The 23,828-nt window shown below is 59.8% G+C and carries 33 protein-coding genes; 8 read left to right on the top strand and 25 right to left on the bottom strand.

The window, feature by feature from the left end; genetic code table 11:
• Window positions 1-31 precede the first annotated feature (31 nt).
• The 4 genes from LOY43_RS06115 to tsaA all read left to right on the top strand — a co-directional run bounded on the left by LOY43_RS06115 (window position 32) and on the right by tsaA (window position 3,067).
• Complete coding sequence (locus LOY43_RS06115) at window positions 32-742, top strand: rRNA pseudouridine synthase (RefSeq protein ID WP_042704893.1); 711 nt, start codon at window positions 32-34, stop codon at window positions 740-742.
• Between the two features lie 72 nt (window positions 743-814).
• Window positions 815-1,285 (top strand): DUF1456 family protein, encoded by a 471-nt coding sequence (locus tag LOY43_RS06110; protein ID WP_220558219.1) that lies wholly within the window; start codon window positions 815-817, stop codon window positions 1,283-1,285.
• A 129-nt stretch (window positions 1,286-1,414) separates the two neighbouring features.
• Window positions 1,415-2,185, top strand: a complete 771-nt coding sequence (locus tag LOY43_RS06105) for an SDR family oxidoreductase (protein ID WP_093436415.1) — start codon at window positions 1,415-1,417, stop codon at window positions 2,183-2,185.
• A 183-nt stretch (window positions 2,186-2,368) separates the two neighbouring features.
• On the top strand, window positions 2,369-3,067 hold the full coding sequence (tsaA, locus tag LOY43_RS06100) for a tRNA (N6-threonylcarbamoyladenosine(37)-N6)-methyltransferase TrmO (RefSeq protein ID WP_095050446.1): 699 nt from the start codon (window positions 2,369-2,371) through the stop codon (window positions 3,065-3,067).
• Window positions 3,068-3,168: 101 nt separating this feature from the next.
• On the opposite strand, the gene fpr is transcribed toward tsaA, so the two are convergent.
• Window positions 3,169-3,948 (bottom strand): ferredoxin-NADP reductase, encoded by a 780-nt coding sequence (fpr, locus tag LOY43_RS06095; RefSeq protein WP_007908723.1) that lies wholly within the window; start codon window positions 3,946-3,948, stop codon window positions 3,169-3,171.
• 133 nt (window positions 3,949-4,081) lie between these two features.
• Between fpr and LOY43_RS06090 the strand changes: the two genes are divergently transcribed.
• A complete protein-coding gene (locus LOY43_RS06090) occupies window positions 4,082-5,008 on the top strand; it encodes a LysR family transcriptional regulator (protein ID WP_095050445.1) in 927 nt (308 codons plus the stop codon).
• Here LOY43_RS06090 and LOY43_RS06085 read toward each other — a convergent pair.
• Both LOY43_RS06085 and erdR read right to left on the bottom strand, forming a co-directional pair.
• Complete coding sequence (locus tag LOY43_RS06085; protein WP_003222276.1) at window positions 5,005-5,367, bottom strand: diacylglycerol kinase; 363 nt, start codon at window positions 5,365-5,367, stop codon at window positions 5,005-5,007. The two genes, LOY43_RS06090 and LOY43_RS06085, sit on opposite strands and share 4 nt — an antisense overlap.
• Window positions 5,368-5,441: 74 nt before the next feature.
• On the bottom strand, window positions 5,442-6,092 hold the full coding sequence (erdR, locus tag LOY43_RS06080) for a response regulator transcription factor ErdR (RefSeq protein ID WP_095050444.1): 651 nt from the start codon (window positions 6,090-6,092) through the stop codon (window positions 5,442-5,444).
• Between erdR and LOY43_RS06075 the strand changes: the two genes are divergently transcribed.
• Window positions 6,085-6,243: a hypothetical protein gene (locus LOY43_RS06075; protein ID WP_156685511.1), complete on the top strand. Its 159-nt coding sequence runs from the start codon at window positions 6,085-6,087 to the stop codon at window positions 6,241-6,243. The two genes, erdR and LOY43_RS06075, sit on opposite strands and share 8 nt — an antisense overlap.
• 72 nt (window positions 6,244-6,315) lie before the next feature.
• On the opposite strand, the gene LOY43_RS06070 is transcribed toward LOY43_RS06075, so the two are convergent.
• Window positions 6,316-7,062: a tRNA-uridine aminocarboxypropyltransferase gene (locus tag LOY43_RS06070; protein ID WP_258709344.1), complete on the bottom strand. Its 747-nt coding sequence runs from the start codon at window positions 7,060-7,062 to the stop codon at window positions 6,316-6,318.
• A 189-nt stretch (window positions 7,063-7,251) separates the two neighbouring features.
• Between LOY43_RS06070 and LOY43_RS06065 the strand changes: the two genes are divergently transcribed.
• On the top strand, window positions 7,252-7,677 hold the full coding sequence (locus LOY43_RS06065; RefSeq protein WP_016985722.1) for a PA3611 family quorum-sensing-regulated virulence factor: 426 nt from the start codon (window positions 7,252-7,254) through the stop codon (window positions 7,675-7,677).
• On the opposite strand, the gene LOY43_RS06060 is transcribed toward LOY43_RS06065, so the two are convergent.
• A complete protein-coding gene (locus tag LOY43_RS06060) occupies window positions 7,678-7,872 on the bottom strand; it encodes a hypothetical protein (RefSeq protein WP_077571372.1) in 195 nt (64 codons plus the stop codon).
• A 350-nt stretch (window positions 7,873-8,222) separates the two neighbouring features.
• Here LOY43_RS06060 and LOY43_RS06055 point away from each other — a divergent pair, with 350 nt between their 5' ends.
• Window positions 8,223-9,341, top strand: a complete 1,119-nt coding sequence (locus LOY43_RS06055; RefSeq protein WP_258709343.1) for a TIGR00730 family Rossman fold protein — start codon at window positions 8,223-8,225, stop codon at window positions 9,339-9,341.
• A gap of 55 nt (window positions 9,342-9,396) precedes the next feature.
• On the opposite strand, the gene recX is transcribed toward LOY43_RS06055, so the two are convergent.
• From recX to LOY43_RS05955, 20 genes are all read right to left on the bottom strand, one after another.
• Window positions 9,397-9,867 carry a recombination regulator RecX gene (recX, locus tag LOY43_RS06050; RefSeq protein WP_095050442.1) on the bottom strand — a complete coding sequence of 157 codons (471 nt, stop codon included), beginning with the start codon at window positions 9,865-9,867 and terminating at the stop codon, window positions 9,397-9,399.
• Between the two features lie 8 nt (window positions 9,868-9,875).
• Window positions 9,876-10,931 carry a recombinase RecA gene (recA, locus tag LOY43_RS06045; RefSeq protein WP_007908746.1) on the bottom strand — a complete coding sequence of 352 codons (1,056 nt, stop codon included), beginning with the start codon at window positions 10,929-10,931 and terminating at the stop codon, window positions 9,876-9,878.
• An 83-nt stretch (window positions 10,932-11,014) separates the two neighbouring features.
• Window positions 11,015-11,515 (bottom strand): CinA family protein, encoded by a 501-nt coding sequence (locus LOY43_RS06040; RefSeq protein ID WP_258709342.1) that lies wholly within the window; start codon window positions 11,513-11,515, stop codon window positions 11,015-11,017.
• A gap of 67 nt (window positions 11,516-11,582) precedes the next feature.
• On the bottom strand, window positions 11,583-12,101 hold the full coding sequence (locus LOY43_RS06035) for a lysis system i-spanin subunit Rz (protein WP_095050440.1): 519 nt from the start codon (window positions 12,099-12,101) through the stop codon (window positions 11,583-11,585).
• A complete protein-coding gene (locus tag LOY43_RS06030; RefSeq protein ID WP_095050439.1) occupies window positions 12,080-12,646 on the bottom strand; it encodes a glycoside hydrolase family 19 protein in 567 nt (188 codons plus the stop codon). Before LOY43_RS06030 ends, LOY43_RS06035 begins: the two co-directional genes overlap by 22 nt.
• A gap of 36 nt (window positions 12,647-12,682) precedes the next feature.
• Window positions 12,683-12,937: a hypothetical protein gene (locus tag LOY43_RS06025; protein WP_220558213.1), complete on the bottom strand. Its 255-nt coding sequence runs from the start codon at window positions 12,935-12,937 to the stop codon at window positions 12,683-12,685.
• Window positions 12,937-14,097, bottom strand: a complete 1,161-nt coding sequence (locus tag LOY43_RS06020) for a hypothetical protein (RefSeq protein ID WP_258709341.1) — start codon at window positions 14,095-14,097, stop codon at window positions 12,937-12,939. The genes LOY43_RS06025 and LOY43_RS06020 overlap by 1 nt, the downstream gene beginning before the upstream one ends.
• An 18-nt stretch (window positions 14,098-14,115) precedes the next feature.
• On the bottom strand, window positions 14,116-14,562 hold the full coding sequence (locus tag LOY43_RS06015) for a phage tail assembly chaperone (protein ID WP_093436448.1): 447 nt from the start codon (window positions 14,560-14,562) through the stop codon (window positions 14,116-14,118).
• Entirely contained in the window at window positions 14,563-15,459 is an 897-nt protein-coding gene (locus tag LOY43_RS06010; protein WP_093436451.1) for a gp53-like domain-containing protein, read from the bottom strand. It abuts the gene before it with no gap.
• 35 nt (window positions 15,460-15,494) lie between these two features.
• Window positions 15,495-15,962 carry a phage tail assembly chaperone gene (locus LOY43_RS06005; RefSeq protein ID WP_220558208.1) on the bottom strand — a complete coding sequence of 156 codons (468 nt, stop codon included), beginning with the start codon at window positions 15,960-15,962 and terminating at the stop codon, window positions 15,495-15,497.
• Window positions 15,962-16,885 (bottom strand): hypothetical protein, encoded by a 924-nt coding sequence (locus LOY43_RS06000; RefSeq protein WP_220558206.1) that lies wholly within the window; start codon window positions 16,883-16,885, stop codon window positions 15,962-15,964. Before LOY43_RS06000 ends, LOY43_RS06005 begins: the two co-directional genes overlap by 1 nt.
• Before the next feature lie 83 nt (window positions 16,886-16,968).
• Window positions 16,969-17,529: a tail fiber assembly protein gene (locus LOY43_RS05995; protein ID WP_220558205.1), complete on the bottom strand. Its 561-nt coding sequence runs from the start codon at window positions 17,527-17,529 to the stop codon at window positions 16,969-16,971.
• A 7-nt stretch (window positions 17,530-17,536) separates the two neighbouring features.
• Window positions 17,537-18,577, bottom strand: coding sequence for a phage tail protein (locus LOY43_RS05990; RefSeq protein WP_258709340.1), 1,041 nt, complete (start codon window positions 18,575-18,577; stop codon window positions 17,537-17,539).
• 177 nt (window positions 18,578-18,754) lie between these two features.
• Window positions 18,755-19,156, bottom strand: a complete 402-nt coding sequence (locus LOY43_RS05985) for a phage tail assembly chaperone (RefSeq protein ID WP_258709339.1) — start codon at window positions 19,154-19,156, stop codon at window positions 18,755-18,757.
• A gap of 2 nt (window positions 19,157-19,158) precedes the next feature.
• Entirely contained in the window at window positions 19,159-20,094 is a 936-nt protein-coding gene (locus LOY43_RS05980) for a hypothetical protein (protein WP_258709338.1), read from the bottom strand.
• Between the two features lie 14 nt (window positions 20,095-20,108).
• Window positions 20,109-20,708, bottom strand: coding sequence for a YmfQ family protein (locus LOY43_RS05975; protein WP_016985041.1), 600 nt, complete (start codon window positions 20,706-20,708; stop codon window positions 20,109-20,111).
• Window positions 20,696-21,742, bottom strand: a complete 1,047-nt coding sequence (locus LOY43_RS05970; RefSeq protein ID WP_093436475.1) for a baseplate J/gp47 family protein — start codon at window positions 21,740-21,742, stop codon at window positions 20,696-20,698. Before LOY43_RS05970 ends, LOY43_RS05975 begins: the two co-directional genes overlap by 13 nt.
• Window positions 21,732-22,130: a phage GP46 family protein gene (locus LOY43_RS05965; protein ID WP_093436478.1), complete on the bottom strand. Its 399-nt coding sequence runs from the start codon at window positions 22,128-22,130 to the stop codon at window positions 21,732-21,734. Before LOY43_RS05965 ends, LOY43_RS05970 begins: the two co-directional genes overlap by 11 nt.
• Window positions 22,130-22,639, bottom strand: a complete 510-nt coding sequence (locus tag LOY43_RS05960) for a phage baseplate assembly protein V (protein WP_220558197.1) — start codon at window positions 22,637-22,639, stop codon at window positions 22,130-22,132. The genes LOY43_RS05965 and LOY43_RS05960 overlap by 1 nt, the downstream gene beginning before the upstream one ends.
• A gap of 137 nt (window positions 22,640-22,776) precedes the next feature.
• The gene (locus LOY43_RS05955) at window positions 22,777-23,826 is read right to left on the bottom strand and encodes a phage baseplate assembly protein (RefSeq protein WP_220558195.1); all 1,050 of its coding nucleotides are present in this window, start codon (window positions 23,824-23,826) and stop codon (window positions 22,777-22,779) included.
• Window positions 23,827-23,828 lie beyond the last annotated feature (2 nt).

Genomic DNA, 23,828 nt, shown 5'->3' with positions numbered 1-23,828 from the left:
ATGCCCACCCCTTTTTTGTTACGGCCCTGTCATGACTGACCCGATTCGCCTCTCCAAACGCCTCATCGAACTGGTCGGTTGCTCCCGCCGGGAGGCCGAGCTGTTCATTGAGGGCGGCTGGGTCACCGTGGACGGCGAAGTGATTGACGAGCCGCAATTCAAGGTCGGCGACCAGAAGGTCGAGCTCGACAAGGACGCCAAGGCCACCGCGCCGGAGCCGGTGACCATCCTGCTCAACGCGCCGGCTGGCATGGATGTCGAGACCGCCATGCAATCGCTGAGCGCCGAAACCCTCAGCGAAGAACACCGCTTCAGCAAGCGCCCGTTGCGCGGGCACTTCCTGCGCCTGACCGCCAGCGCCGACCTGCAAGCCAAGGCTAGCGGCCTGCTGGTGTTCACCCAGGACTGGAAAATCCTCCGCAAGCTCACTGCCGACGCCGCGAAGATCGAGCAGGAATACGTGGTTGAAGTCGAAGGAGACATGGTCGCCCACGGCCTCAACCGTTTGCAGCACGGCCTGACCCACAAGGGCAAGGAGCTGCCGCCAGTCAAGGCCAGCTGGCAGAACGAAAACCGCCTGCGCTTCGCCATGAAAAACCCGCAGCCCGGCATCATCGCCCAGTTCTGCGAAGCGGTCGGCCTCAAGGTCATCGGCATCCGTCGCATCCGTATCGGCGGCGTCTCGATCGGCAAGGTTCCGGTCGGCCAATGGCGCTACCTGTCCGGCAAAGAGAAGTTCTAAGACTTCCACTGCCGCCACACATTCCGGCAGTGCGCCCGCGCGCTGCCCACAACGCTTATCAGGATTACTCACATGATTCATAACGACGTATTGCGCAGCGTGCGCTACATGCTCGACATCAGCGACAAGAAGGTTGTCGAGATCATCCAACTCGGTGGCATGGACGTGGCCCTCGCCGACGTGATCACCTGGCTCGACAAGAAAGAAGAAGACGAAGAAGGTTTCGTGCGCTGCCCAGACGAAGTGATCGCACACTTCCTCGATGGCCTGGTGATCTTCAAGCGTGGCAAGGACGAAAGCCGTCCGCCGCAGCCGATCGAAGTGCCGGTGACCAACAACATCATCCTTAAAAAGCTGCGCGTGGCCTTCGAACTGAAAGAAGACGACATGCACGCGATCCTCAAGGCCGCCGAGTTCCCGGTGTCCAAACCTGAGCTGAGCGCGCTGTTCCGCAAGGTCGGCCACACCAACTACCGCCCGTGTGGCGACCAGTTGCTGCGCAACTTCCTCAAGGGTCTGACCCTGCGCGTTCGCCCGGCCTGATTCCCTTCTGCGGTGGCGACGGATGGTCGCCGCCGCAACGCATGACCGCTCATTCCCTCTGAAAATAGTGGCTCCGCTTTTCGCGGCTGACGACTAGGGTGTATTGATCCCTAGCACTCAGGACTCGCCATGCACCCGTATTTCTCCCTGCAAGGCCGCACCGCTCTAGTGACCGGCGGCACCCGTGGTATCGGCAAAATGATCGCCAAAGCCTTTGTCGAGGCTGGCGCGCGTGTCTACGTGTGCTCGCGCGACGCCGAAGCCTGCCATCAAACCGCGGAAGAACTCAGCGCCTTGGGCAAGTGTCACGGCGTGGCGGCGAATCTGGCGACGGAAGAAGGCGTGCAGGAACTGGCCGCGCGCCTGGGCGAGCAGATCACGCATCTGGATATTCTGGTGAACAACGCCGGCACTACTTGGGGCGCGCCGCTGGAGAGCTACCCGGTCAAGGGTTGGGAAAAAGTCATGCAGCTCAACGTGACGTCGGTGTTCAGTTGCATCCAGCAGTTTCTACCGTTGTTGCGCAAAGCGGGTTCGGCGGCGAACCCGGCGCGGATCATCAACATCGGTTCGGTGGCGGGGATTTCTTCGTTTGGCGAGCAGGCGTATGCCTATGGGCCAAGTAAAGCTGCCCTACATCAATTGTCGCGGATTCTCGCGCGGGAACTGGTGAGCCAGCACATCAACGTCAACGTGATTGCGCCGGGGCGCTTTCCGAGCAAGATGACCCAGCATATTGGCAATGATCAGCAGGCGTTGGCCGAGGATACGGCGCTGATTCCGATGAAGCGTTGGGGGCGTGAAGAGGAGATGGCGGCGTTGGCGATCAGTCTGGCGAGTACGGCTGGGGCCTATATGACCGGGAATATTATTCCGCTGGATGGTGGGTTCAGCCTCTAGGTCGGCGGTGAAGCTATCGCGAGCAGGCTCACTCCTACAGGGATTTTCAGCGAACACAGATTTTGTGTACACCCATGCCCCTGTAGGAGTGAGCCTGCTCGCGATGGCGTCAGCCCAGTCACCACCTGCCATAAGGGCTACCGGGTTATCATGCCCACCCCTGCCCCGCTTCGAATGCAAACCATGACTTACAGCGTCTCCCCCATCGGCTTCGTGCGCTCCTGCTTCAAGGAGAAATTCGCCATCCCCCGCCAACCGCAACTGGCCCCCGCCGCCCGTGGCGTGCTGGAACTGGTGGCGCCGTTCGATCAGGGTGACGCCGTGCAGGGTCTGGAACAGGTCAGCCATGTCTGGCTGCTATTCCTGTTTCATCAGGCACTGGAAGACAAACCACGGCTGAAAGTGCGCCCGCCACGTTTGGGCGGCAACAAGTCCATGGGCGTGTTCGCCACCCGCGCCACCCACCGACCAAACGGCATCGGCCAATCGGTGGTGAAACTGGACAAGGTCGAAGCCAATCGGTTGTTCATTTCCGGGATCGATTTGCTCGACGGCACGCCGATTCTCGACATCAAACCCTACGTGCCTTACGCCGATATCATTCCCGACGCCGCCAATAGCATCGCCAGCGCCGCGCCGCAGTTGATTGACGTGCAGTGGACGGACGCTGCACTGAAACAAGCGCACACACACGCTCAGCGCCTCCAAGAGCCGTTGGTCGAGCTGATCGAGCAGTGCCTGGCGCAGGATCCTCGCCCGGCGTATCAAACCCCGGCGCCTGAACGCGAGTACGGCGCGCAATTCTGGGATCTGGATGTGCGCTGGCATTACCCGACGCCTGAGCAGATCCGCGTACTCGAAGTCATTCCTGCCACAGCCTGAGGCAGCTCCTACATGGATTGTGGCAGGCATGAAGGAAATGTTTCGGGCATAAAAAAGCCCCCATTGCCTGCATAGGCAATGGGGGCTTTTTAAGGGGGGGCTTACTTCTCGACGAACGCACGCTCGATCAGGTAGTCACCCGGCTCGCGCATCCGCGCCGAGATCTTCAGGCCGAAGCTGTCGAGCACTTCGCTGGTCTCGTCGAGCATGCTCGGGCTGCCGCAGATCATCGCGCGGTCGTCCTGCGGGTTTATCGGTGGCAGACCGATGTCGCTGAACAGCTTGCCGCTGCGCATCAGGTCGGTCAGGCGGCCCTGATTCTCGAAAGGCTCGCGGGTCACGGTCGGGTAGTAGATCAGCTTGTCACGCAGCGCCTCGCCGAAGAACTCGTTCTGCGGCAAGTGCTCGGTGATGAATTCGCGATACGCGACTTCGTTGACGTAACGCACACCGTGAACCAGGATCACTTTTTCAAAGCGCTCGTAGGTTTCCGGGTCCTGGATCACGCTCATGAACGGCGCCAGACCGGTGCCGGTGCTCAGCAGGTACAAGTGCTTGCCCGGGTTCAGGTCGTCGAGAACCAGGGTGCCGGTAGGCTTCTTCGAGATGATGATCTCGTCGCCTTCCTTCAAGTGCTGCAGTTGCGAGGTCAGCGGGCCGTCCTGCACCTTGATACTGAAGAACTCCAGATGCTCTTCCCAGTTCGGGCTGGCGATCGAGTAAGCGCGCATGAGCGGCCGGCCGTTGGGCTGTTGCAGGCCGATCATCACGAACTGACCGTTCTCGAAGCGCAGGCCCGGATCGCGGGTGCACTTGAAGCTGAACAGAGTGTCGTTCCAGTGATGAACACTGAGGACACGCTCGTGGTTCATGTTGCTCATGTACGTTTGACTCCTGGATATTGGGTCTGCGCTGGCTTTTAAAGGCGACGGTGCGCAATTGCATCGCATTCTAATAGCGACGACAATATCTGTTAACTGGATTATTAAGATAAGGGTTATCGGTTATATCGATATGCGATTTACTCTCCGTCAACTGCAAGTCTTCGTCGCCGTCGCCCAGCAGGAAAGCGTATCCCGTGCTGCGGGTCTGCTCAACCTCTCGCAGTCGGCCGCCAGCACCTCGATCACCGAACTCGAGCGCCAATCCAGCTGCCAGCTGTTCGACCGTGCCGGTAAACGGCTGAGCCTCAACGCCCTCGGCAAACAGCTATTGCCGCAGGCGGTGGCCCTGCTCGATCAGGCCAAGGAAATCGAAGACCTGCTCAACGGCAAATCCGGGTTCGGCTCGCTGTCAGTGGGCGCGACGCTGACCATCGGCAATTACCTGGCGACCCTGCTGATCGGCAGTTTCATGCAGCGCCACCCGGAAAGCCAGGTGAAGCTACACGTACAGAACACGGCCAATATCGTGCAACAAGTCGCCCACTACGAAATTGATCTGGGTCTAATCGAAGGTGATTGCAGCCACCCGGACATCGAAGTGCAGAGCTGGGTTGAGGATGAGTTGGTGGTGTTCTGCGCTCCGCAGCATCCGCTGGCCAAGCGCGGCAGCGCGACCATGGAAGAACTGACTCGCGAGGCATGGATTCTGCGTGAACAGGGTTCCGGCACGCGGCTGACCTTCGATCAAGCCATGCGTCACCATCGCAGCGCATTGAATATCCGTCTTGAGCTGGAACACACCGAAGCGATCAAACGTGCGGTGGAATCAGGACTAGGGATTGGCTGCATCTCGCGGCTGGCGCTGCGTGATGCGTTCCGCCGCGGCAGTCTGGTGCCCGTGGAAACGCCGGATCTGGATCTGGCGCGACAGTTCTACTTCATCTGGCACAAACAGAAGTATCAGACTTCTGCCATGCGCGAATTTCTCGATCTGTGCCGCGCTTTCACCGCCGGGGTGCAGCGCAGCGACGAGATCGTTTTGCCGACAATCGCTTAAAGCAGAATCACTGCCCACACCAGCGCGATCATGCTCAATGCCACGAATTGTGCGGCGCTGCCCATGTCCTTGGCATTCTTCGACAGTGGATGCAGTTCCAGCGAGATGCGGTCGATGGCCGCTTCCACCGCCGAATTCAGCAACTCGACGATCAGCGCCAACAGGCACACGGCAATCAACAACGCTTGTTCGACACGGCTGACATTAAGGAAGAACGTCAGCGGAATCAGCACCACATTGAGCAGTACCAATTGGCGGAAGGCTGCTTCACCGGTAAAAGCTGCGCGCAGGCCATCCAGCGAGTAACCGGAGGCATTGAGGATACGTTTCAGGCCGGTCTGGCCCTTGAAAGGTGACATAAAGTAGAAACCAACCAAAAAGGAGTGGGAAAGCTAGATCAACAAAAGTCAAAAAAGCGTGAAGACGCCAGCCATTATTGGCTCGGAATTGACTCAAGTTGTTGCAGCAGTAAAGCCGCCTGCGTACGAGTGCGCACATTCAGCTTGCGAAAGATCGCCGTGACGTGGGCCTTGATGGTCGCTTCCGACACGCTCAGTTCATAGGCAATCTGCTTGTTCAACAGGCCTTCGCAGACCATGGTCAACACGCGGAACTGCTGGGGCGTCAGGCTGGCGAGGCCATCGCTGGCGGCTTTGGCTTCGTCGGAAACACTGACCGCCTCGAACGCTTGTGGCGGCCAGAACACATCGCCATCGAGCACTTTGCGCACGGCTTCCTGAATCACGCTGAGGTCGCTGGACTTGGGAATAAAACCACTGGCGCCGAACTCACGGGACTTGACCATCACCGAAGCTTCTTCCTGCGCCGAGACCATCACCACCGGAATCTGCGGGTACTGTCCGCGTAGCATGACCAAACCGGAAAACCCGAAAGCACCTGGCATGTTCAGGTCCAGCAGGACCAGATCCCAGTCAGCCTTTTCGGTCAGACGCGTTTCCAGCTCGGCGATGCTCGCCACCTCCACGAGCCGAACATCCGGGCCAAGGCCCAGCGTCACCGCTTGATGCAGGGCGCTACGAAACAGAGGGTGATCATCGGCAATCAGGATGTCGTATGTGGCCATTTTTCAAATGATCCTGTTTTTGATGGCAGACCCGGAGCATTCCGGTCTGGCCAAAGCAACTCAAGATGCCGCTTTCAAGCGATATCCACAGGGGCACGTTCAACGCCAATCATCAGCAAACACGGCGTTTCAAACCTTGGCCGCACCCTAATCGGCGCCAAGCATGCCCAGCGAAGACGGGGTGGTCAAGCAGCACGGCCGCTGGCTTGTACAGTATGGGCCACTATTGGGCCAACTCCGGCTGCGGCTTTCGTATATAGGGCAGCAACTCGGCGTGAGCCGGCGTCGATTCATTCATGTCCAGTTGCTGTTTGGCGCCGAGGTAATGCTGGCTGAACACGTCGAAATAGGCGTCCAACGCCGAGGCGGCGTCACTGTCACCGGCCAGCTCCAGGCACAACGCCGCGACTTCGGCGGTGCACAGGTGCTCACTGCGGGTCGAACGGCGCAAGCGGTAGCGCGAGAGTTTTTCGGGCAGCAGGCTGAGGATTGGCAAACGGTCGAAATACGGGCTCTTGCGGAAAATCTTCCGCGCTTCGGTCCAGGTGGCGTCGAGCAGAATGAACAATGGGCGCTTGCTGCTATCGATGGCGACGGTGTTGGTTACTCGCGAGGGCTCCACGTATTCGCCGGGAAACACCAGATACGGTTGCCATTGCGGGTCATTGAGCAGCGCCAGCATCTGCGGATCGGGCTCGGTACGCGACCAGATAAACGCATGGTTATCGCGCACCACGTCGGCAATCAGCCAACCGGTGTTGCTCGGTTTGAACACTTCCTTGCCGGTCATGATCAGGCACACGCCCGACCGCGTCTCGACACTAGGTCGCCAGGCGCACAGGCAATGGCTGATGATCACCCGGCAGTCGCGGCAACGCTCGGAGCGAAAGCCACGGGCCTGAATCGGCTTGATACCTTCGTCTTCGCGCTGGTCGCGCAGACGAGCGACGGCGTTGGGGGCATGGTTCATCGCGGATAACGCCGAAAAGCTGGAAAACTCGACACGAACAACACTCGGCAGGGCAATAAAGGCCGGCAGTTTACCAGAGCGACGGGCACAAGCCTGTACCCTCCCGACCGGCTCCCCTATAATTCGCCGCCACTGAACGCACAGTCACGTGGCTGGTCGAACCACCAGTCACTGAACCAGGAGAGTTTCATGCTGCGCCTTATCGTTCCCACCGCTGCCATTCTGCTGGCGTCGTCCTTCACCGCTCAGGCTGCATCGCTGAGTGAGCAGAATCTGAACCGCGAGCTGCGCAACGTCGCCGCACAAAGCAGCGTCGGCACGCCACGCGCCATCAGTGAAGACATTCTTGATCAGGGTTTCACCGTGGAAGGCACGCAGTTGATCAACCACCTGAGCGTGCAGAAGAGCCACGCCGACAAAATGCGCGCAGACCCTAAAGCCGTGTATTTCCAGTTGGGCGCCTCGGTGTGCAACAACCCGTCGTTCCGCAAGCTGATGGCCAAGGGTGCGATCATGCGTTACGACTTCACTGAAGTGAAAACCAACAAAGCGATCGGCTCCGCCAGCTACCAGGAATCGGATTGCCCGAAAGCCGCCCCGGCGAAGAAGAAGTAATCATCGCGAATTGGCGCGCCGCTGTTCATCCTCGGCGCGCAGTTCGGCCAGCAAGGCCTGTAGATAGTGTGAACGGCGCTCGCCGCCCGCCAACCGCCGGCAGCACTCCTCTTCGAGACTGAGTTGATTGGTCTCGGCTGCCGCTTTCAACATCCGATACAGCTGCGTATCGATCTCCAGAATCACTCTGGCCATATGTCCCGCCTCCTTGCCACCCACGAATCCTTGAATTGCATGCGCCTGGCGTACGATCGTTGACGCAAAGCTGTCGTACGGCGCCTGTACGTTAGTTAATCAGAGGGATTGCCCCTCGGCGCACGTTCGGACGAGCGGTGAAGCAACACGCGGAAAATCAATAAACGATTGCCAGCCAAAACTTTACAGCGCAATGATCAAGTCAGCGCAAATGCGCGCGAGGGTCTAGATTCAGTGTATTCCCGATCTTTTTTCAACGGCAGGCAAGGAACTGCCGATCGTGTGTTTTTTGCAGCGCGGCACTGACGCCGCTCGTCAGGGCCGACGCCCTGTGCAGAAGGAGACGTTGAATGCCTTACCAACCGAATGACTTGCTCAGTCGTCATTTTCAGGAAAGCGGCCCCGACCTCATCAGCAAGGTCGAAGAACAACTCAACCGTGTTTCCCCCAACAGCCCGAATATCCCTATCTACCGCGACATGATCCTGACCGTGCTGCGCATGGCCCAGGAAGACCACAACCGCTGGAACGCCAAGATCACCTTGCAAGCCCTGCGCGAACTGGAGCAGGCGTTTCGGGTACTGGAGCAATTCAAGGGCCGACGCAAAGTCACCGTATTCGGTTCGGCGCGCACACCGGTCGAACATCCGTTGTATGCGATGGCCCGCGAACTCGGTGCAGCCTTGACCCGCTCGGGAATGATGGTCATCACCGGTGCTGGCGGCGGCATCATGGCCGCCGCGCACGAAGGTGCCGGCCGCGATCACAGCCTCGGGTTCAATATCACCCTGCCCTTCGAACAGCATGCCAACCCGACGGTGGACGGCACCGGCAATCTGCTGCCGTTCCACTTCTTCTTTACCCGCAAGTTGTTTTTCGTCAAAGAGGCCGACGCACTGGTTTTATGCCCCGGTGGCTTCGGCACGCTGGATGAAGCGCTGGAAGTGCTGACATTGATCCAGACCGGTAAAAGTCCATTGGTGCCGGTGGTGCTGTTGGATGCGCCAGGCGGCACGTTCTGGCAGGGCGCGATGGACTTTATCCGCCAGCAACTGGAGAGCAACCGCTACATCCTGCCGACCGACATGAAACTGATGCGACTGGTCTACAGCGTCGACGAGGCGGTGGAGCAGATCAACCAGTTCTACAGTAACTTCCACTCCAGTCGCTGGCTCAAGCGACAATTCATGATCCGCATGAATCATAAACTCAGCGATCAAGCGCTGGAGCACATGCAGGAGGCCTTTGCCGATTTGTGCCTGAGCGATCGGTTTCATCAACAGGCCTACGCCGGCGAGGAACACGATGAAGCGCAGTTCAGCCATCTGGCGCGACTGGCCTTCGCTTTCAACGCGCGCACTCACGGGCGTCTGAGGGAGTTGATCGATTACATCAACCTGCCGGAAAACTGGGCAGATTCCCAACCGCAAACAGCGCAACGCAGCCGCGAACCGTCAAAGGCAATTTGAGGGCAAAAAAAAACGGCCCGCTATTTTCATAGCGGGCCGTTTTTATTGAATCGGTTTAATCGTCTATCCCTCGACCGCTGAACAAGCGGTTGATCATCTCCATCGAAAACCCCCGATAGGCCAGGAACCGGCCCTGTTTGGCCCGTTCTTTCGCATCAATCGGTAAATGCCCGGAGAACTTGCGTTGCCACGTCTCCTGCAATTGCTCCTGCCAACTGATACCGCTTTCGCGCAGGGCGAGTTCGATATCGGCGCGCTGCAAACCGCGCTGGCTCAGCTCTTCGCGAATCCGCAGAGGGCCATAGCCGGAACGGGCACGGTAGGAAACAAAGCTTTCAAGGTAACGGGCTTCGGAAAGCAGCCCCTCTTCCGTCAAACGGTCGAGGGCTGTTTCGATCATCTGCGCCTCAGCGCCGCGTTGACGCAGTTTGCGCGTCAACTCGACTCGACCATGCTCGCGACGTGCGAGCAGGTCCATGGCAGTTCGCCGCACCGCGACGAGGGTATCGAGTACTGCAGTGGTCATCGCTGCAATCAGATGTCAGCGTCGGCCAGGTCGTCTTCAGTCTCTTTGACTGCTGAGGCCTTGGAGTCGATCACGGCTGGAGTAAGCAGCTTGTCACGCAGTTGCTTCTCGAGCTTCGCGGCAATTTCCGGGTTGTCCGCCAGGAACTTGGCCGAGTTGGCCTTGCCCTGACCGATCTTGGTGCCTTCGTAGGCATACCAGGCGCCGGACTTCTCGACGAAACCGTGCAGCACGCCCAGGTCGATCATCTCACCGTTGAGATAAATGCCCTTGCCATAAAGAATCTGGAACTCGGCCTGACGGAATGGCGAAGCGACCTTGTTCTTCACAACCTTGACGCGGGTTTCGCTACCAACCACTTCGTCGCCTTCTTTCACCGCGCCAGTACGGCGGATGTCGAGACGAACCGAGGCGTAGAACTTCAGCGCGTTACCACCGGTGGTGGTTTCCGGGCTACCGAACATCACGCCGATCTTCATGCGGATCTGGTTGATGAAGATTACCAGGCAGTTGGCGTTCTTGATGTTACCGGTGATTTTACGCAGCGCCTGGGACATCAGACGGGCTTGCAGGCCCACGTGCATGTCACCCATTTCGCCTTCGATTTCAGCCTTCGGTACCAGGGCAGCCACGGAGTCGACGATGATCACGTCAACCGCGTTGGAGCGCACCAGCATGTCGGTGATTTCCAGCGCCTGTTCGCCGGTGTCCGGCTGGGACACCAGCAGGTCGTCGACGTTGACGCCCAGTTTGCCGGCGTACTCAGGATCGAGGGCGTGTTCGGCGTCGACGAATGCGCAGGTCGCGCCGGCTTTTTGCGCCTGGGCGATCACGGACAAGGTCAGTGTGGTTTTACCGGAGGATTCCGGACCGTAGATTTCAACGATACGGCCTTTTGGCAGGCCGCCAATGCCGAGTGCGATGTCCAGACCCAGAGAGCCAGTGGAGATAGCCGGGATCGCCTGACGGTCCTGATCGCCCATACGCATCACGGCACCCTTGCCGAATTGACGTTCGATCTGACCCAGGGCCGCAGCCAAGGCTTTCTTCTTGTTGTCGTCCATTAAAGTCCTCACGTAATCAATAAGGCCTGACGGCCAACACCTGTATAAGTAGCCAGTATTATTCCACAGCGTTCGCGGATCGCCTACCCCTGATTTTCGATTTCTCGTGCCGCTAGTCGCAGGAGCCCCTCTAGCGCGGCCTTCACCGTTTGTCGGCGGACTTCATCGCGGTTGCCGGGGAAGTGTTGAACCTCACTGCTCACCGTCTCGCCAACGCCCCACGCCAGCCACACCGTGCCGACCGGTTTGTTCGGCGAGCCGCCGTCCGGCCCCGCTACACCACTGACTGCCACGGCAAATCTCGCCAAACTTTTGTCCTGCGCGCCACGCACCATCGCCTCGACCACTTCGCGACTGACCGCGCCCACCGTTTCGAACAACTCGGTCGGCACATTCAATTGCTGGGTTTTCTGCCGATTGGAGTACGTGACGTAGCCAGCCTCGAACCACGCCGAACTGCCTGGGATCCGCGTAATGGCTTCGGCAATTCCGCCACCGGTACACGATTCAGCAGTGGTGACGTGGGCATTGAGCAGTTGCAGACGTCGGCCAAGGTCGGCGGCCAGTTGAGTGATCTCTTTCACGGCGTGCTCCGGATCGTGTGGAATGCCTCCACCGTACACGAGCCGGTTGCGCTTTCAATACACAGACTCATTCAAAATGTTCGGGCGCCAGCGCTCTGACATAGGCCTGACAAGCCTGCAAGGCGATCAGTCCACGGTCGCCGGTGTCGGTGATGGCGATAATTCGTTGAGCATGCGCCGGGTCAAGTCGGGCGCGTACGGTTGCATGATCCACGCCGCTGGCGCCGGCGGTGGCTGGCACGTTGCAGCCTGGGGCAACGTCGCTGGCGTCGAGAAGGACTGACAGGCGCACATCAGCAGTGGCAAGACGATCGCGCAGGCGATCCTGATCACGTTGGGCATCGCTCAGCGCTCGGTAGTGGGTTTGTTCACTGGTCGCGAGCCGTTGCTCCAGCGCCAGACGTTTATCCTGCTCAGCCTGTTGCGCAGTGGCGGCGGTCTGCGTCAGTTGATTAAGGGTTTCGGCGTTTAACCGGGCCTGCTCGGCCAGCTGTCGGCCGTAGCGCCACTCCTGAAATTGCCAGGCCGCTGCAAAGGCACCAGCAGCCAGCAACACAACAGCGATCACTCGCCAGGGGATTGGCATAGCACCGCCCTCGCCCGTGCCCAGATTTCCAGGCGATCCTGTAAACCGTTCAACCCGCCGTTGATGCGACGGGTAATGGTGTTGAACTGATCGCGATCAGCCAGTTCGTTCAAGCCGTTCTGCTCCCAGAACCATGCCGCAGACTCGGCGGCCCATTGTGGCTGTTCGAGCAGTTCGGGCAGGGACAACAGACGCTCATCGCCGAACAGGCCAACGCTGCACTGGCGATAGTTGCTGCGGCCAGTGATCTGGATCAGCCCGCGCCCTCGGTATTTTTGCCCGTCGCCGTCAGCCTCTGGTGTGTTGCCCAGACGCAAGGCCAACGTACCGGTGTCGTATTTGCTCAGGTATTGGTTGTTGCCCAGTTCGCGCACGTAGCGCAATTGCCCGGACTCGTGACCGACTTGCGCAAGGAACGCCGCGACGCGTTTGGGCGAGTCGATATGACGGCGCGCCATCGCGCTGTTGAGTGCAGAAACAAAAACGCCCGCTTGGGAGCGGGCGTTAGGCATGATGTCGATAAGGTTGTTTTCAGTTATTTGCATAATGCTTGATCCTCCCTGGATATTGCCCCGATTGAATCACGGTTGACGGTTAATGCCTGTCAGCCATTTTTTTGCCAGAGTTTTCAGGGTGCTGTCCGGCGCAGGTTCTTCGGGTGATGCGAAGAACCAACCGAGGGTGCCGAAGTTGGCGCTCCAGTCGATTTGCGGTGCAGGAGTGATTTCAGTGATGTCGACCCAGAGCAGATCCGGATGAAACATCTCGGCCATATTGCCTTCGGTGGAGAACAGCTCGACCACAGTGGAGTTGACGATGCGTGCGTAGGTTTTCATCAGGCGTACTCGTAGATGATCACGGCGCCCGAGGCACCTGCGCCACCTGGTCTGCCAGGCTGATTGGGGGCGTTGGCGATTCCTCCCGCACCGGAGCCGAAACCGGAACCGGGTGCAGCCAGAGAGCCTGTTGCACTGCTGCCAAAACCGCCTCCGCCCAATGGCGAGTTACCACCGTGTCCAGCAAGGGTTGAGCCGTTGACAGAGATCCCGGGAGCACCGGCGTTTCCCGCGCTATTGACGATGTTGCCGCCACTGGCCGACTGGCCGGGATAGCCTCCGGTATAAAGTCCCATCCCCTGGTTCGCAACAAAGCCAATCCACGGCGCCCCTCCACCACCGGCAGCCGAAACCAGCGAGCCGAAAGAACTGGTGCCTCCTCCCCCGGCATTCGCCGCGGCCTGTCCCGCGCTTCCCCCAGCCCCCACAGTGACAGCCTGACGAGAACCAATCGCCTCGGAAGGTAACCACGCTTCAGCATAACTACCGGAGGCACCGCCACCCACGGTTGCATATTGGGAAGTTGTCGTCGCCCCGACTCCCGCACTTCCACCACCACCGCCCACAACCTTGACCAGAACGTGCTTCGTCCCGACTATCGGCTCATAGGTGCCGGATACGGTAAACGTCTTTACCCCCAACAACCGGCCGCTCGCAGCATTACCACCGCTCGCATACACCAGCACCCAACTGTCCAGCGCCGCGCTGTACACCACCGAACACACACTGCTGCCGACAATCTCCGCTGGCCGCAATGCACTCAGCCCAAGGCTCAATAACGGCTTGGGCAGCAAGCCATTGGGTGCGAACGTGCTGGCTCCAGTGTTGGCATTACCAGCGGTAAAGCGCAGCGCCAGACCGTCTTTCAACGTAGTGATGGCCGGCACGTAGTTGGCCATGTACAGATTGGCCGCGCCGATATCAGTCGCATGTTTGTCTTCACCGGCCTGACTGAGTTTTTTCAGCGCCTGCAATAGCTGCGTCGCATCGGTTTCGTTTGGTTCAAGACCCGCAGATTTGACGACGTTCAACAATTCATCGGTAACGCTGTTGCCCCAGGTCGCCGGGATCAACGATCCGGGCAATCCCGCGACAACATCTTCATTGACGAACTTGCCATTCACCAGCCCGACGCTGGGAGCGCTTTTCGGATAATCCATTGCAACCCTCCTGATGACTTACAGCGCTGCAGCCAACCACTTCGGCGCAACCGGCCGATGCTCGCCGAACGGAAAAAAGGAACCCTGCGGCCAGTCGCGCAATTCACGGCGATACGTCTGCAATTGGGCATATTGCTCTGTGGTCAGCGTCGTGCCGCCACCGTCTTCCAACTCATCGCGATCACGCGCCACCAACCCGTCGGTGGCGGCCAGTTGCGCGGTGCGCCAACGGCGCTCGGCGTCAGCCGCTTCATCGGCCGAAGGAGGCGCAGGATCGACCAGAATCGGATAGCCGTTATCCGCACGCACGCCGATCACCTTTGCCGCAACGGCCAATTGCTGCAGCAGCGAGATCCAGTAAGTCTGAGGAATCTCGATGACATCGTCGGGAATGTCAGTTGAGTTGATACCCGGTACATAAACGCCCCGGGTGCTGGCGCTGAACAAAACGTTGAACGGATTCATTCAATAGCCCTTTGCGTAATAATTGATGCCCCAACCCGCAGCGACGCTGCCGCTGTAATCACGAACCTTGAGCTTGCAGCCTTGTTGCTTTCCAGAACCCGCAATCAGGATGACCATCGCCCCGTCACCGCCGGCATGAGTGGCCACCAGAGAAGAAAAGGCTGTAGGAAAAGAGATTGGGAAAATGACGTCGACTTCGCCCTTCGCATCCGTTGTGCCGACACCCCATTGCTCAATGTTGCCGCTGGCAAACCGTTGGTAACCGACGTTGCCATAGACGCCCGAATGGGCCGTGGCATAACGATCGCTGATCGACCCTCCGTACAGCCGCCATTGGCTCGCCAGTTTGATCAGGCATGCGGAGTCGCCGAGTCCGAGTTTCAGCGACCCGAACGTGCCGTTGCAGGTTTCAATTTGCTCGTTTGCGGCGGGGTTGATGGTCAGAACACCGTTGCCCGCATTGATCACGTGTAGCGTGCTGGCATGGGCAATGCCATTGATGGAGGGCAACGTTGCCGTGATCGGCGTTGCGCTGGCGAAACTCGCCACGCCCCCCACGTGGGCTACGGTCAGGACAGTGCTGGTCGGGTAAGAAACGAAGCCGGAAAACTGCAGACCCGCGCGGGCGACGAACTCGGTAGTGGCAACCGCTTTGCCTTGATTGAATTGCGGCGCCGTGACGAACAGGTTGTTGCTGCGCAGCGCACTGAGCAGTTGATTATTGGCGGCCTCCGTCGGTGTCAGCCCTGCGCTCTGGATGACCGTCAACAACTCTTGCGTAACACCATTACCCCAACTGGCCGGAATCAACGACCCTGGCTTGCCCGTCAGTAAATCTTCATCGACAAACTTGCCATCTACCAACCCGGCGCTAGGAACACTCTTTGGATAATCCATGATTCAACTCCTTGTTTAAAAATGCCTGAGACCAGTCAATCCGCATTGGCGACCCACCATTGCGGTGCTGTCGGGCGAGAAACCGCCGTCGGGAAACCTTTAGCCTCAGGCCAGTCACGCAGCGCCTGGCGGTACTCCAGCAACTCCAGATACTGCGCGGCCTTGAGCGTCGTCCCACGCCCCAGCGCCTGCTCGTCGCGATGCCGCGTCACCCACCATTCAGTGGCCGACAGACTGGACTGACGCCACGTTCGCGCTGCCGTCAAAGGCTCTTGCTCCTCGACGACAGTTTCAGGAATGACGACAGGATTGCCCATGACCGGTAACGGCGCGAGCTCATGGCGCAGTTCACTGAGGGGCGCGCCGATATCAACGTGCATGCCCTCCGGCACCTGCACCATCGTCTCGACGAAAGCGGGGGCAAACAGTTGAGTAATCGCGTAGTCGCCGGTATCGATCAATTCGACCGCGACACCGTTTTCCACTCGTGCATAACAGGCCATTATTCGTACTCCCAGATTTCACAGAAGGCGTCACCGCCAGCACCACTGACGACCGAAGCCGAAGCATTGACCGAGCATGAACCGCTGCCACCCGAGCCACGGATGCCTGCGTTACCAGCCGTGTTGGATCCGGTAAAAGATGCTCCGCCGTCGAACGGACTCGGAGCCCCGCAACCTGAAAGCAGCCCCCAATTAGCGTTACTCATCCCGAATCCACCCGTGATGCCCCGGGAGCTGCACAGATTGCCCCCGGTTAACATTCCGCCTACCCCGCCTTGAATGAATCCAGACGATGTAGCCGAGGTCACGATCGCCAGTTTTTGCCCACCGCCGCCTCCCGAAACGCTCATGTAGGCGCCAAAAGAAGCACCTCCACCCGCCAGACCTGTGGTGTTGCTGACCGCACCACCGGCGCCCAGCGAAACCGGCACGCCGGCGAGCATTTGTGCAGTAACGTCATACAGGCTTTCCGCGTAAGCACCGGAGCCACCACCGCCACCAAGGATTTGGTTTCCTGCCGATACAGGCCCACACCCGCCACCCGAACCACCCGCCCCCACCAACCTCACGCGAATCCGTTTGGCCCTTGGGTTGGGCTTGTAAACCGTAATCCCGACCGTCTCGATCTGCCGGACCGCCAGCAGCCGCCCGACCGCGTCGGTGATGCCGTAACCACTCAAGGTCGTCGGGGTGTTTTTCAGTTTGGTGAAATCGACCAGTGCACCGATCGCGGTCGCCAACTGATCGGTTTTCGTCTCATCGGGCGTCAGCCCGGCCGCCTTGATGGCATTGAGAATTTCCTGTGTGACGCTGTTGCCCCACGCTGCGGGAATCAGCGATCCCGGTGTTCCGACGAGCGGGTTTTCATCGACGAAGCCGCCGTTGACCAGCCCCACGCCGGGAATGTTTTTTGGATAGTCCATGTCGGCACCTTCGAGGTTTTACAGGCAGCCGAATGCCGGCAGCAAAGGGCCGTCTGTAAGGTTTTTATTAAGTGAGTGGCGAGTTACGCGGTTGGCGGCGCAGGCCAATCAATAACCGATGGATAATCCGGCTGCTGCTCGATCCGGGCCAACGTCAGCGCATAACGCTTCCACGCTTGCAGAGTGGTTAACTGATCACTGCTCGCCTCGCCCAACTCATAGGCATATTGCAGAGGCGCAACCCGAATGACTGCTTCGCGCAGTCTGCTGTCCCGATCGATTTGCGCGTGCGCGATCAGGCCTGTGCGCTCGGCTTCGACATCCAGTTCCCAATCGCCACTCTTCCAGAAGTGATAGATACCCGGTCTAGGCTTGGCAGTGAGGTGATCGGGTAGGCAACCCAATTGCGCCCAGTACTGAGGATTGCCATTGTCTTTGCGAAAAACCGTGCGGTTGCGCAAGTCGACCATTTGCAGGGCGCGCTCATTGCGCCAAACCCAGGCATGCCCGGAGTCCGCAGCAGGCAATACTTGCGGCAACTTGATTGCATTGCCCGGTATAACAACTCCCATGCCAGGGCAAATCGGCAGTTCGACGGGCCCGGTCAGTTCCCCGGTGAGTTCGTTGACATAGTAATAAGCCATAAATACCTCAAATCAGTTTCAGGCGACCTGGATACGCAATGTTTCTAGGTCGGGCCATTCCCCAATACGGGGCGCTGAAGTTTTCAGCATTAGTGGCAGTGACGTAGTACGTCAGGCCGAGGAAAACGGTCGGATCTGCCCCGATCGTCGCCAGATTGCCGATCGCGTGAACCGCCGGTGCAGAGCCGTTATCACCGGCGATGTTGGTTCCCGTCTGCCATGAGCCGGCCACTCGGCCCGCATCAATATTGCGTTGCTCATCCAGCATCCGCAGGAACTCGCCGCGAACCTCAGGCCCGCGAAAGGTCTTGATGCCGTCACCGCTGCTCCAGCCACCCGCGCGGTCAGCTTCGGCACGCAACATTCCCGATTGAACAGCGTGATCCCAGAGCCACGGCCATTCGGCACGCAGAAACTCACGACCGTTGAGTGCGCCATATCCACCTGGGCTGAGCGCAGTCGACGTCTCAAATATAATTCGTCCAAGCGCGCTGGCATCGAAACGCCCGACCGGCCACCAATTACCAGAACCATCGCTGCGCAGGTGCCACCAGTCGCCCGCCCCCATCAGCACCAGAAACGGGTAGCCGTTTGCCGACAAATGAGTATGAAAGCGAATTCGATCATTGCCCGCGGCTTGCACCACCAAGCGATTAGCGCTGTTGTCGGTTCGACGGACAATGACGTCGCGCACACCGGAAAGAGCGTTCACCGCCGGCAACGTGATCGTTGCATCGGCCCCATTGGCACTGATCAAGACCAGCCCAAGTTCATCGGCAATCAACGTCTTTGTTCCGGAAACTTCCGTCACGCGCGATGCCATGGGGCTGGCCAGGCTGAGAAGTTTTTTGAATGCTGCCAACAATTGATCCGTAGCGGCTTCGGCCGGAATGATTCCGGCGGCTTTGATAACGCTTAGCAACTCTTCGGTGACACTGTTGCCCCACACCGCCGGAATCAACGACCCCGGCGTACCCGCCACCGGGTTTTCATCGACGAAGCGACCATCAACCAGGCCGACGCTGGGGACGCTTTTTGGATAATCCATAGGTCTTTCGTTCCTCTGAAATACAAATGAACCGCGTCCCGAGCGCTGCCATTGCAACCTCGTCCACGGTCAGTTTCTGAAAATAAAAAAAGCCCACTTTGGAGTGGGCTTTGGTGATACAGCACGAACGGATCGCAACTGTTTGATCGGATGACCGATCTTGATCGAAGCAATATTTCAAACCACGCGTTGAGACAACCGGGCAAGCCACTTAGGCGTTTGAGGGCGCGACGCGTTATCAACGGCATCGCTAGCGGCGGGCCAATCACGCAGGGCTTGGCGATAGGCGAGCAACTTCGCAAACTGCTTGGAACTCAAACTTGTTTGTACTCCGGCGTCTAGTTCATCGCGATGACGGATCACCAGCCAGTCAGACTCGATGAGCACTGCGGTGCGCCATTGGCGCTCCGCTGTTGCCGCGGCGTCCTGCGAAACGGTCACTGCGGCAGGCTCACTGAAGGTGTCGTCCTTATAGATCCAACCTGTGGAGACCGGCTTGCCAATGGGAATCACAACGCCGCAATCGACGTCTCCGTTCACCAAAGCAGTCACCAAACCGTTTTCGATAATGGCTTTCATAGTCAAACCTCCCAACGCACGCGGGCGTTGATGACACCTGCCGCACTAAGGTTCTGCGCCCACGCGACAATTAACACGCGTCCCATATAACGGTCCGTAAATCCACCCTCTGGTACAACCTGCGTCCCTGACACAGCTACCCCGATCTCTTCACTGACCACGCCATAATCGGTTTTCACGTTGCCGTCAAAATCGTAGATCCCTGCAATGTACGCGCGCGGTTTACGGGCCCAGTTCAACGTTACCGAGTAACTGCCACTGGCAGCGGACCAGACCCCTACGGCTTCAAGCCTCGCCTTGTTCGCCAAGAGCGTCAGCTTGGGCGCCGTCCCTGCGCCTGCGGTTACCACTTTGGCTACAAGCATGTCGATACAGGTGGAGTCGAACCCGCCACCGCCGCCCCCGGTTCCGCCCTTCAGTGCCGCTGGGATCGCATCGGTATCAGCACCTTTGTGCAGGTAGCAAACCAGTGCCCCGTCACGCACCTGCAATCGCAGAAAGTAAGTGCTGTTGATATCAAGCGCAGGCGATGCCCAACCTGTCGTCAACAAGCCACGCGGCCGAGCTGTCATGCCAACGGTCACTTCTTCGCAGAGACTGACCAGAACACCGCCCGGTACCGACACGTTGCCTCCCGCCGAGCCGCTCGCAGCGGTCACTGCAATGCGTCCATCCGCCGTAGCCACTGTTGGAAATGCCAACGCGGCGAAGGGCAACGCATCCTGTGATAGCACGCTCTTGAGCGCCCTGAGCAGTTGATTCGACTCACTCTCGGAAGGCACCAGTCCCGCCGCACGAATCACGGTCAGCAACTCCTCGGTTACCGCATTGCCCCAAGTCGCCGGAATCAGTGATCCCGGCGTGCCGGTCAACGGATTTTCATCGACGAACTGGCCATTCACCAGACCCGAGCTGGGCACACTCTTCGGATAATCCATCCCCTCATCCCTCCCTAGTCATAATTGATGTGCACCTTGGTATGCGCCGGTGCGCTGCGGTGAATCAGGCATTCCAGCGCCGAACCCGGGTTGACGCCGAAGCGCTCACCCCAATAGCTCGCGCCGAAACGCCGGCCGAGCAGCAAGCGGCCGCCGGTGTTGAGCGTCCACATGAACTGCGCCTCCCACGTGCCCCAGTGCGCCGAGCCGAAACGCGAGCGGCCCATGCGCGGGGCTTCGAGTTCGGTGATGGTGGCGTTGGGGTAACCCTGGCTTTTGGCGATTTCGAGGTAATAGCCGACGGCCTGGCTGCCGACCGCGAGCAAGCGACGGCGGACGGCGAGGCGGCGGTCGTCGAACAGTGGCGTGGCGCCCAGGCACGGGTCGGGCAGGTTCATCACCCGCTCCCAGTCCGGCACCAGTTCGCTCACCCCGGCCGGGTCCATTTCGTTGAGCAGGTCGGCGGCGCGGGCATCGAGGCGGGCCAGTTCGACGGCGACGCCTTGCAGCACTTCTTCGAGTTCCGGTACGCGTTCCGGGTCCCACGCCGGGCCACTGGGCAGCAAGGCGCGCAGTTGCGCCTGATATTGCGCGGCGGTTCTTATGCCCCCCATACGCAGCCTCCGAAGGTGAGCAGTTCGCTTTGCCCGGCAGGCACGTCAGCGGCCGGCGCGGTCAGGGTGTGATCGTACTCACCACCGGCGCTGCTGATGGCTTCGCGGATATGGCTGATCAGCAACGGCACACCCAGATCGGCCTCACGGTTGTGCAGGTCGCGCAATTGCGCTTCAACGGCGGCACGCACGGCGGTGGTGTCCGGATTGACGCTCTTGAAGCGATACACCACCGGCACCTGAATCGGCCGCTGCACGTGCACTTCCGCAGTCACCGGACGCAGCGGTTCGATGTAGTCCTGAACCTCCGCCAATTGCTCATCGTTGGGCACCGGTTGCGGGTCTTCATCACGCATGATGAACACCGTCACCGTGCCCGGCCCGAGCAGACCGCCACGACACCAGGCGCGCGTTACGCCCGGCACTTCCAGTGCCCAGGTCTCGTAGTCACTGGCCGAGCCGCCATGGGGAATAACGCGGTAGGAACGGATCACCCGCGAACGCAGCGACTCCAGACTTTCCCGCGCCACGCCGCCGCTGAGTCCCGGTGCCAGCACGACAAAGCTGTTGCCGACCACACCGGCAATCGGCTGCACCGGTGTCAGCGCCAGACCGGCGTCGGCATTGCCCAGACTGCCGGCATCGAGCGCGGCGATCGTGGTGGTGTTGCTGCCATTGACGGTCGTGCGTGCGGTGGTGACTTTGTAGGTGCGGCCATCGCTCGCTTGGAGCAGCGTGTCGACATCCAGCACGGCACCGGCCGTGGCGGTAAAGCTGACGCTGCCGGTGGCGACTTGCGCGGGTTTGCGCGGTTGGTTCAAACGCAGTGCGGCGATGCGCTCCAGGGTCGACTCATCAGCCTTGTCGGGCAGGATCTGCTCGGCAATCCAGTCGAGATAACCGTACAGACCATAAGCCGCACCACCGAGGGTACGGGCCAGCACTTGCGCATCGGACTGGCGCAGCGAATCGCCGGCCAGGTCGCTTTGGGTGCGCTTGATCAGCACCGGCAGCGAAGGGGTTTCAAACGGCATAGATCACCTGCCAACTGTTATCGGGGTTGATGTCCAGACGTTCGCCGTCGGCCAGGGTCAGGACCGTGCGCAGGTTCAGGCGCTGGGCGTCGAGGCGTTCGCTGATGATGTCGATGGCGCTGCAGTGGCCGTCGTCGATCAGCCATTGCAAGGCTTCGCGGGCATAGAACTCGGCGTCCATCTGCGTTTGTCGGGTCAGCTTGACCCGGCGCAACAGCCACAGCCGCGAGCCGATGCGATCGTCGGCGACGGTGGGAAAGGTATCGCCCCACCAGCCAAAACGTTCTTCGTCGTCGAGGGCGTCGTCATCGGCGGCGCGGCGCCAGGTGAACAGGCTGATGAGTACGGCGCGGGTCAGCGCGGCGTGGAGGTTCGGGCTGATCAGCATCACTTGCCTCCTGCCGGCGCGCCGGTCTGGCCGCTGCCGGCCTGTACGCCGACGTGCACGTGTTTGATCTGGCTGATGCCGCCGGCCAACTGATCGCCGGTGGAAACGATCTTGCCGGTCTGGTTGATCACCGGCGTATCGAAGTTCACCGCGCTGCTGGCGCGGATGTTCAGCGTGGCGGTTTCGATGTCGATGATCCGCCCGCGTTTGAAATGAATCTTGTCGCCCTCGTCGGTGTAGATCGCCACTTCGCCCGACGCCAGCGATTGCAGGCGATAGCGGCGGTCGGCGATGACCAGAGCGATGGCGTGGGAACGGTCGCCGCCGAGAAAGGTGACGACACCTTCGGCACCGGCCAGCGGGTGGCTGGTGAAGCCGTAAGGTTCGAAGTGCTCCATGTCGTCGTTCACTTCGCCGGCGGTGAGGCGCATTTGCAGCGATTGCAGCTTGGATGCCGAATTGGCGAGCACGACAGTGCCGCGCGCCAGCAGGCGTGTCAGTAGGCTCATGGGGTGTCCTTCAAAGAGGCGGCCACGACGCGATCAACTGTAGGAGTGAGCCTGCTCGCGATGGCGGTGGGTCAGGCACTGTGATGTTGAGGCTGCCGACGCTATCGCGAGCAGGCTCACTCCTACAGGGTTCGGTGTCAGGCCGGGGATTTTTTCGGTGGCATTGGATTGGCGTCGAAGGTATGCGGCGGCGCCACTTGCAGCGTGGTCACCGAGCCTTGAGCCGACAGCGAATACGTGACTTTGGAAATCAGCATGTCGCCATCAAATCCAAGCACCGGATCCGTGACCTTGACCAGCGTGTTGTGGCGCCACAGATCGCCGTTGGACTGGCGCCAGCCCTGCACCTGATAAGTGGTGGTCTGCGCCCGCCCCATACGGGTGGCGCTCTCCCACAGGGCGCGCTGCTGGGCCAGTTCGAACGTCAGCGCGGTGCCCTCGTTGATGATCGTGGTGCGTCGACGTTTGAAGCTCAGATCGGTCGCGCTGGATTCAACCTCGCTTACCGCCGCCCCGCTCTTCTTGTCCGAACCTTTCTGCTGGCCGATCACTCGGTATTCGGAAAACACCTGGCTCTGATCCATCGACGCGTTGGCGGACAAAATATTCTTGCCCAGCTCCAGCGCATCACTGGCCCGCCCACCGCTGCCCGGCTTGGCCAGCACCAGCCGACCCTGCTCGTCATCGGTGGAAAACACCCGCAGCAGCGAGAGCAAACGGTCGATCGACTGAAACACCGTTTCTCCCGGCACAATCGTGTGTTTGGTCAGCCGCGCGGTCTCGGGGATTTCATTGACCACCATCAGCCCGTACTCCATCGCCAGCGCCTGAACAATGCTCAGCAGCGGTTGTTCCTGCCACTGGTTCGGCGTGTTCCTGGCAGCGCAATCGACCAGATCCTGAGTCTTGGAACTGCCCTCGATGCTCAGGCTGATCTGGCGTCCGTCATAGCGAATCGGGGCCTTGAACACATAGCCGGTGAGCACCAGGTCCTGGCCGATTTTCACTTCGCAGGGGTCACCCGGTTTGATCCGCTGATCCACCGTCTGCCCTGGCCACTGCCAGGTGATGTCGAGTTTGAAGGTGCGGAACTGGCGCTCCAGATCAGCGGTGATTTCCACGTTTTTCCAGCCGCCGTATTCCATGTTGTTGACGGTCAGCGTGACATGGTTGTCCATTACGTCCATGA

Source organism: Pseudomonas sp. B21-041 (genome assembly GCF_024748675.1).
Lineage (GTDB): Bacteria > Pseudomonadota > Gammaproteobacteria > Pseudomonadales > Pseudomonadaceae > Aquipseudomonas > Aquipseudomonas neuropathica.
Note: the sequence above shows the minus strand (reverse complement) of the source record. Positions and strands in the feature narration are given on the sequence as shown.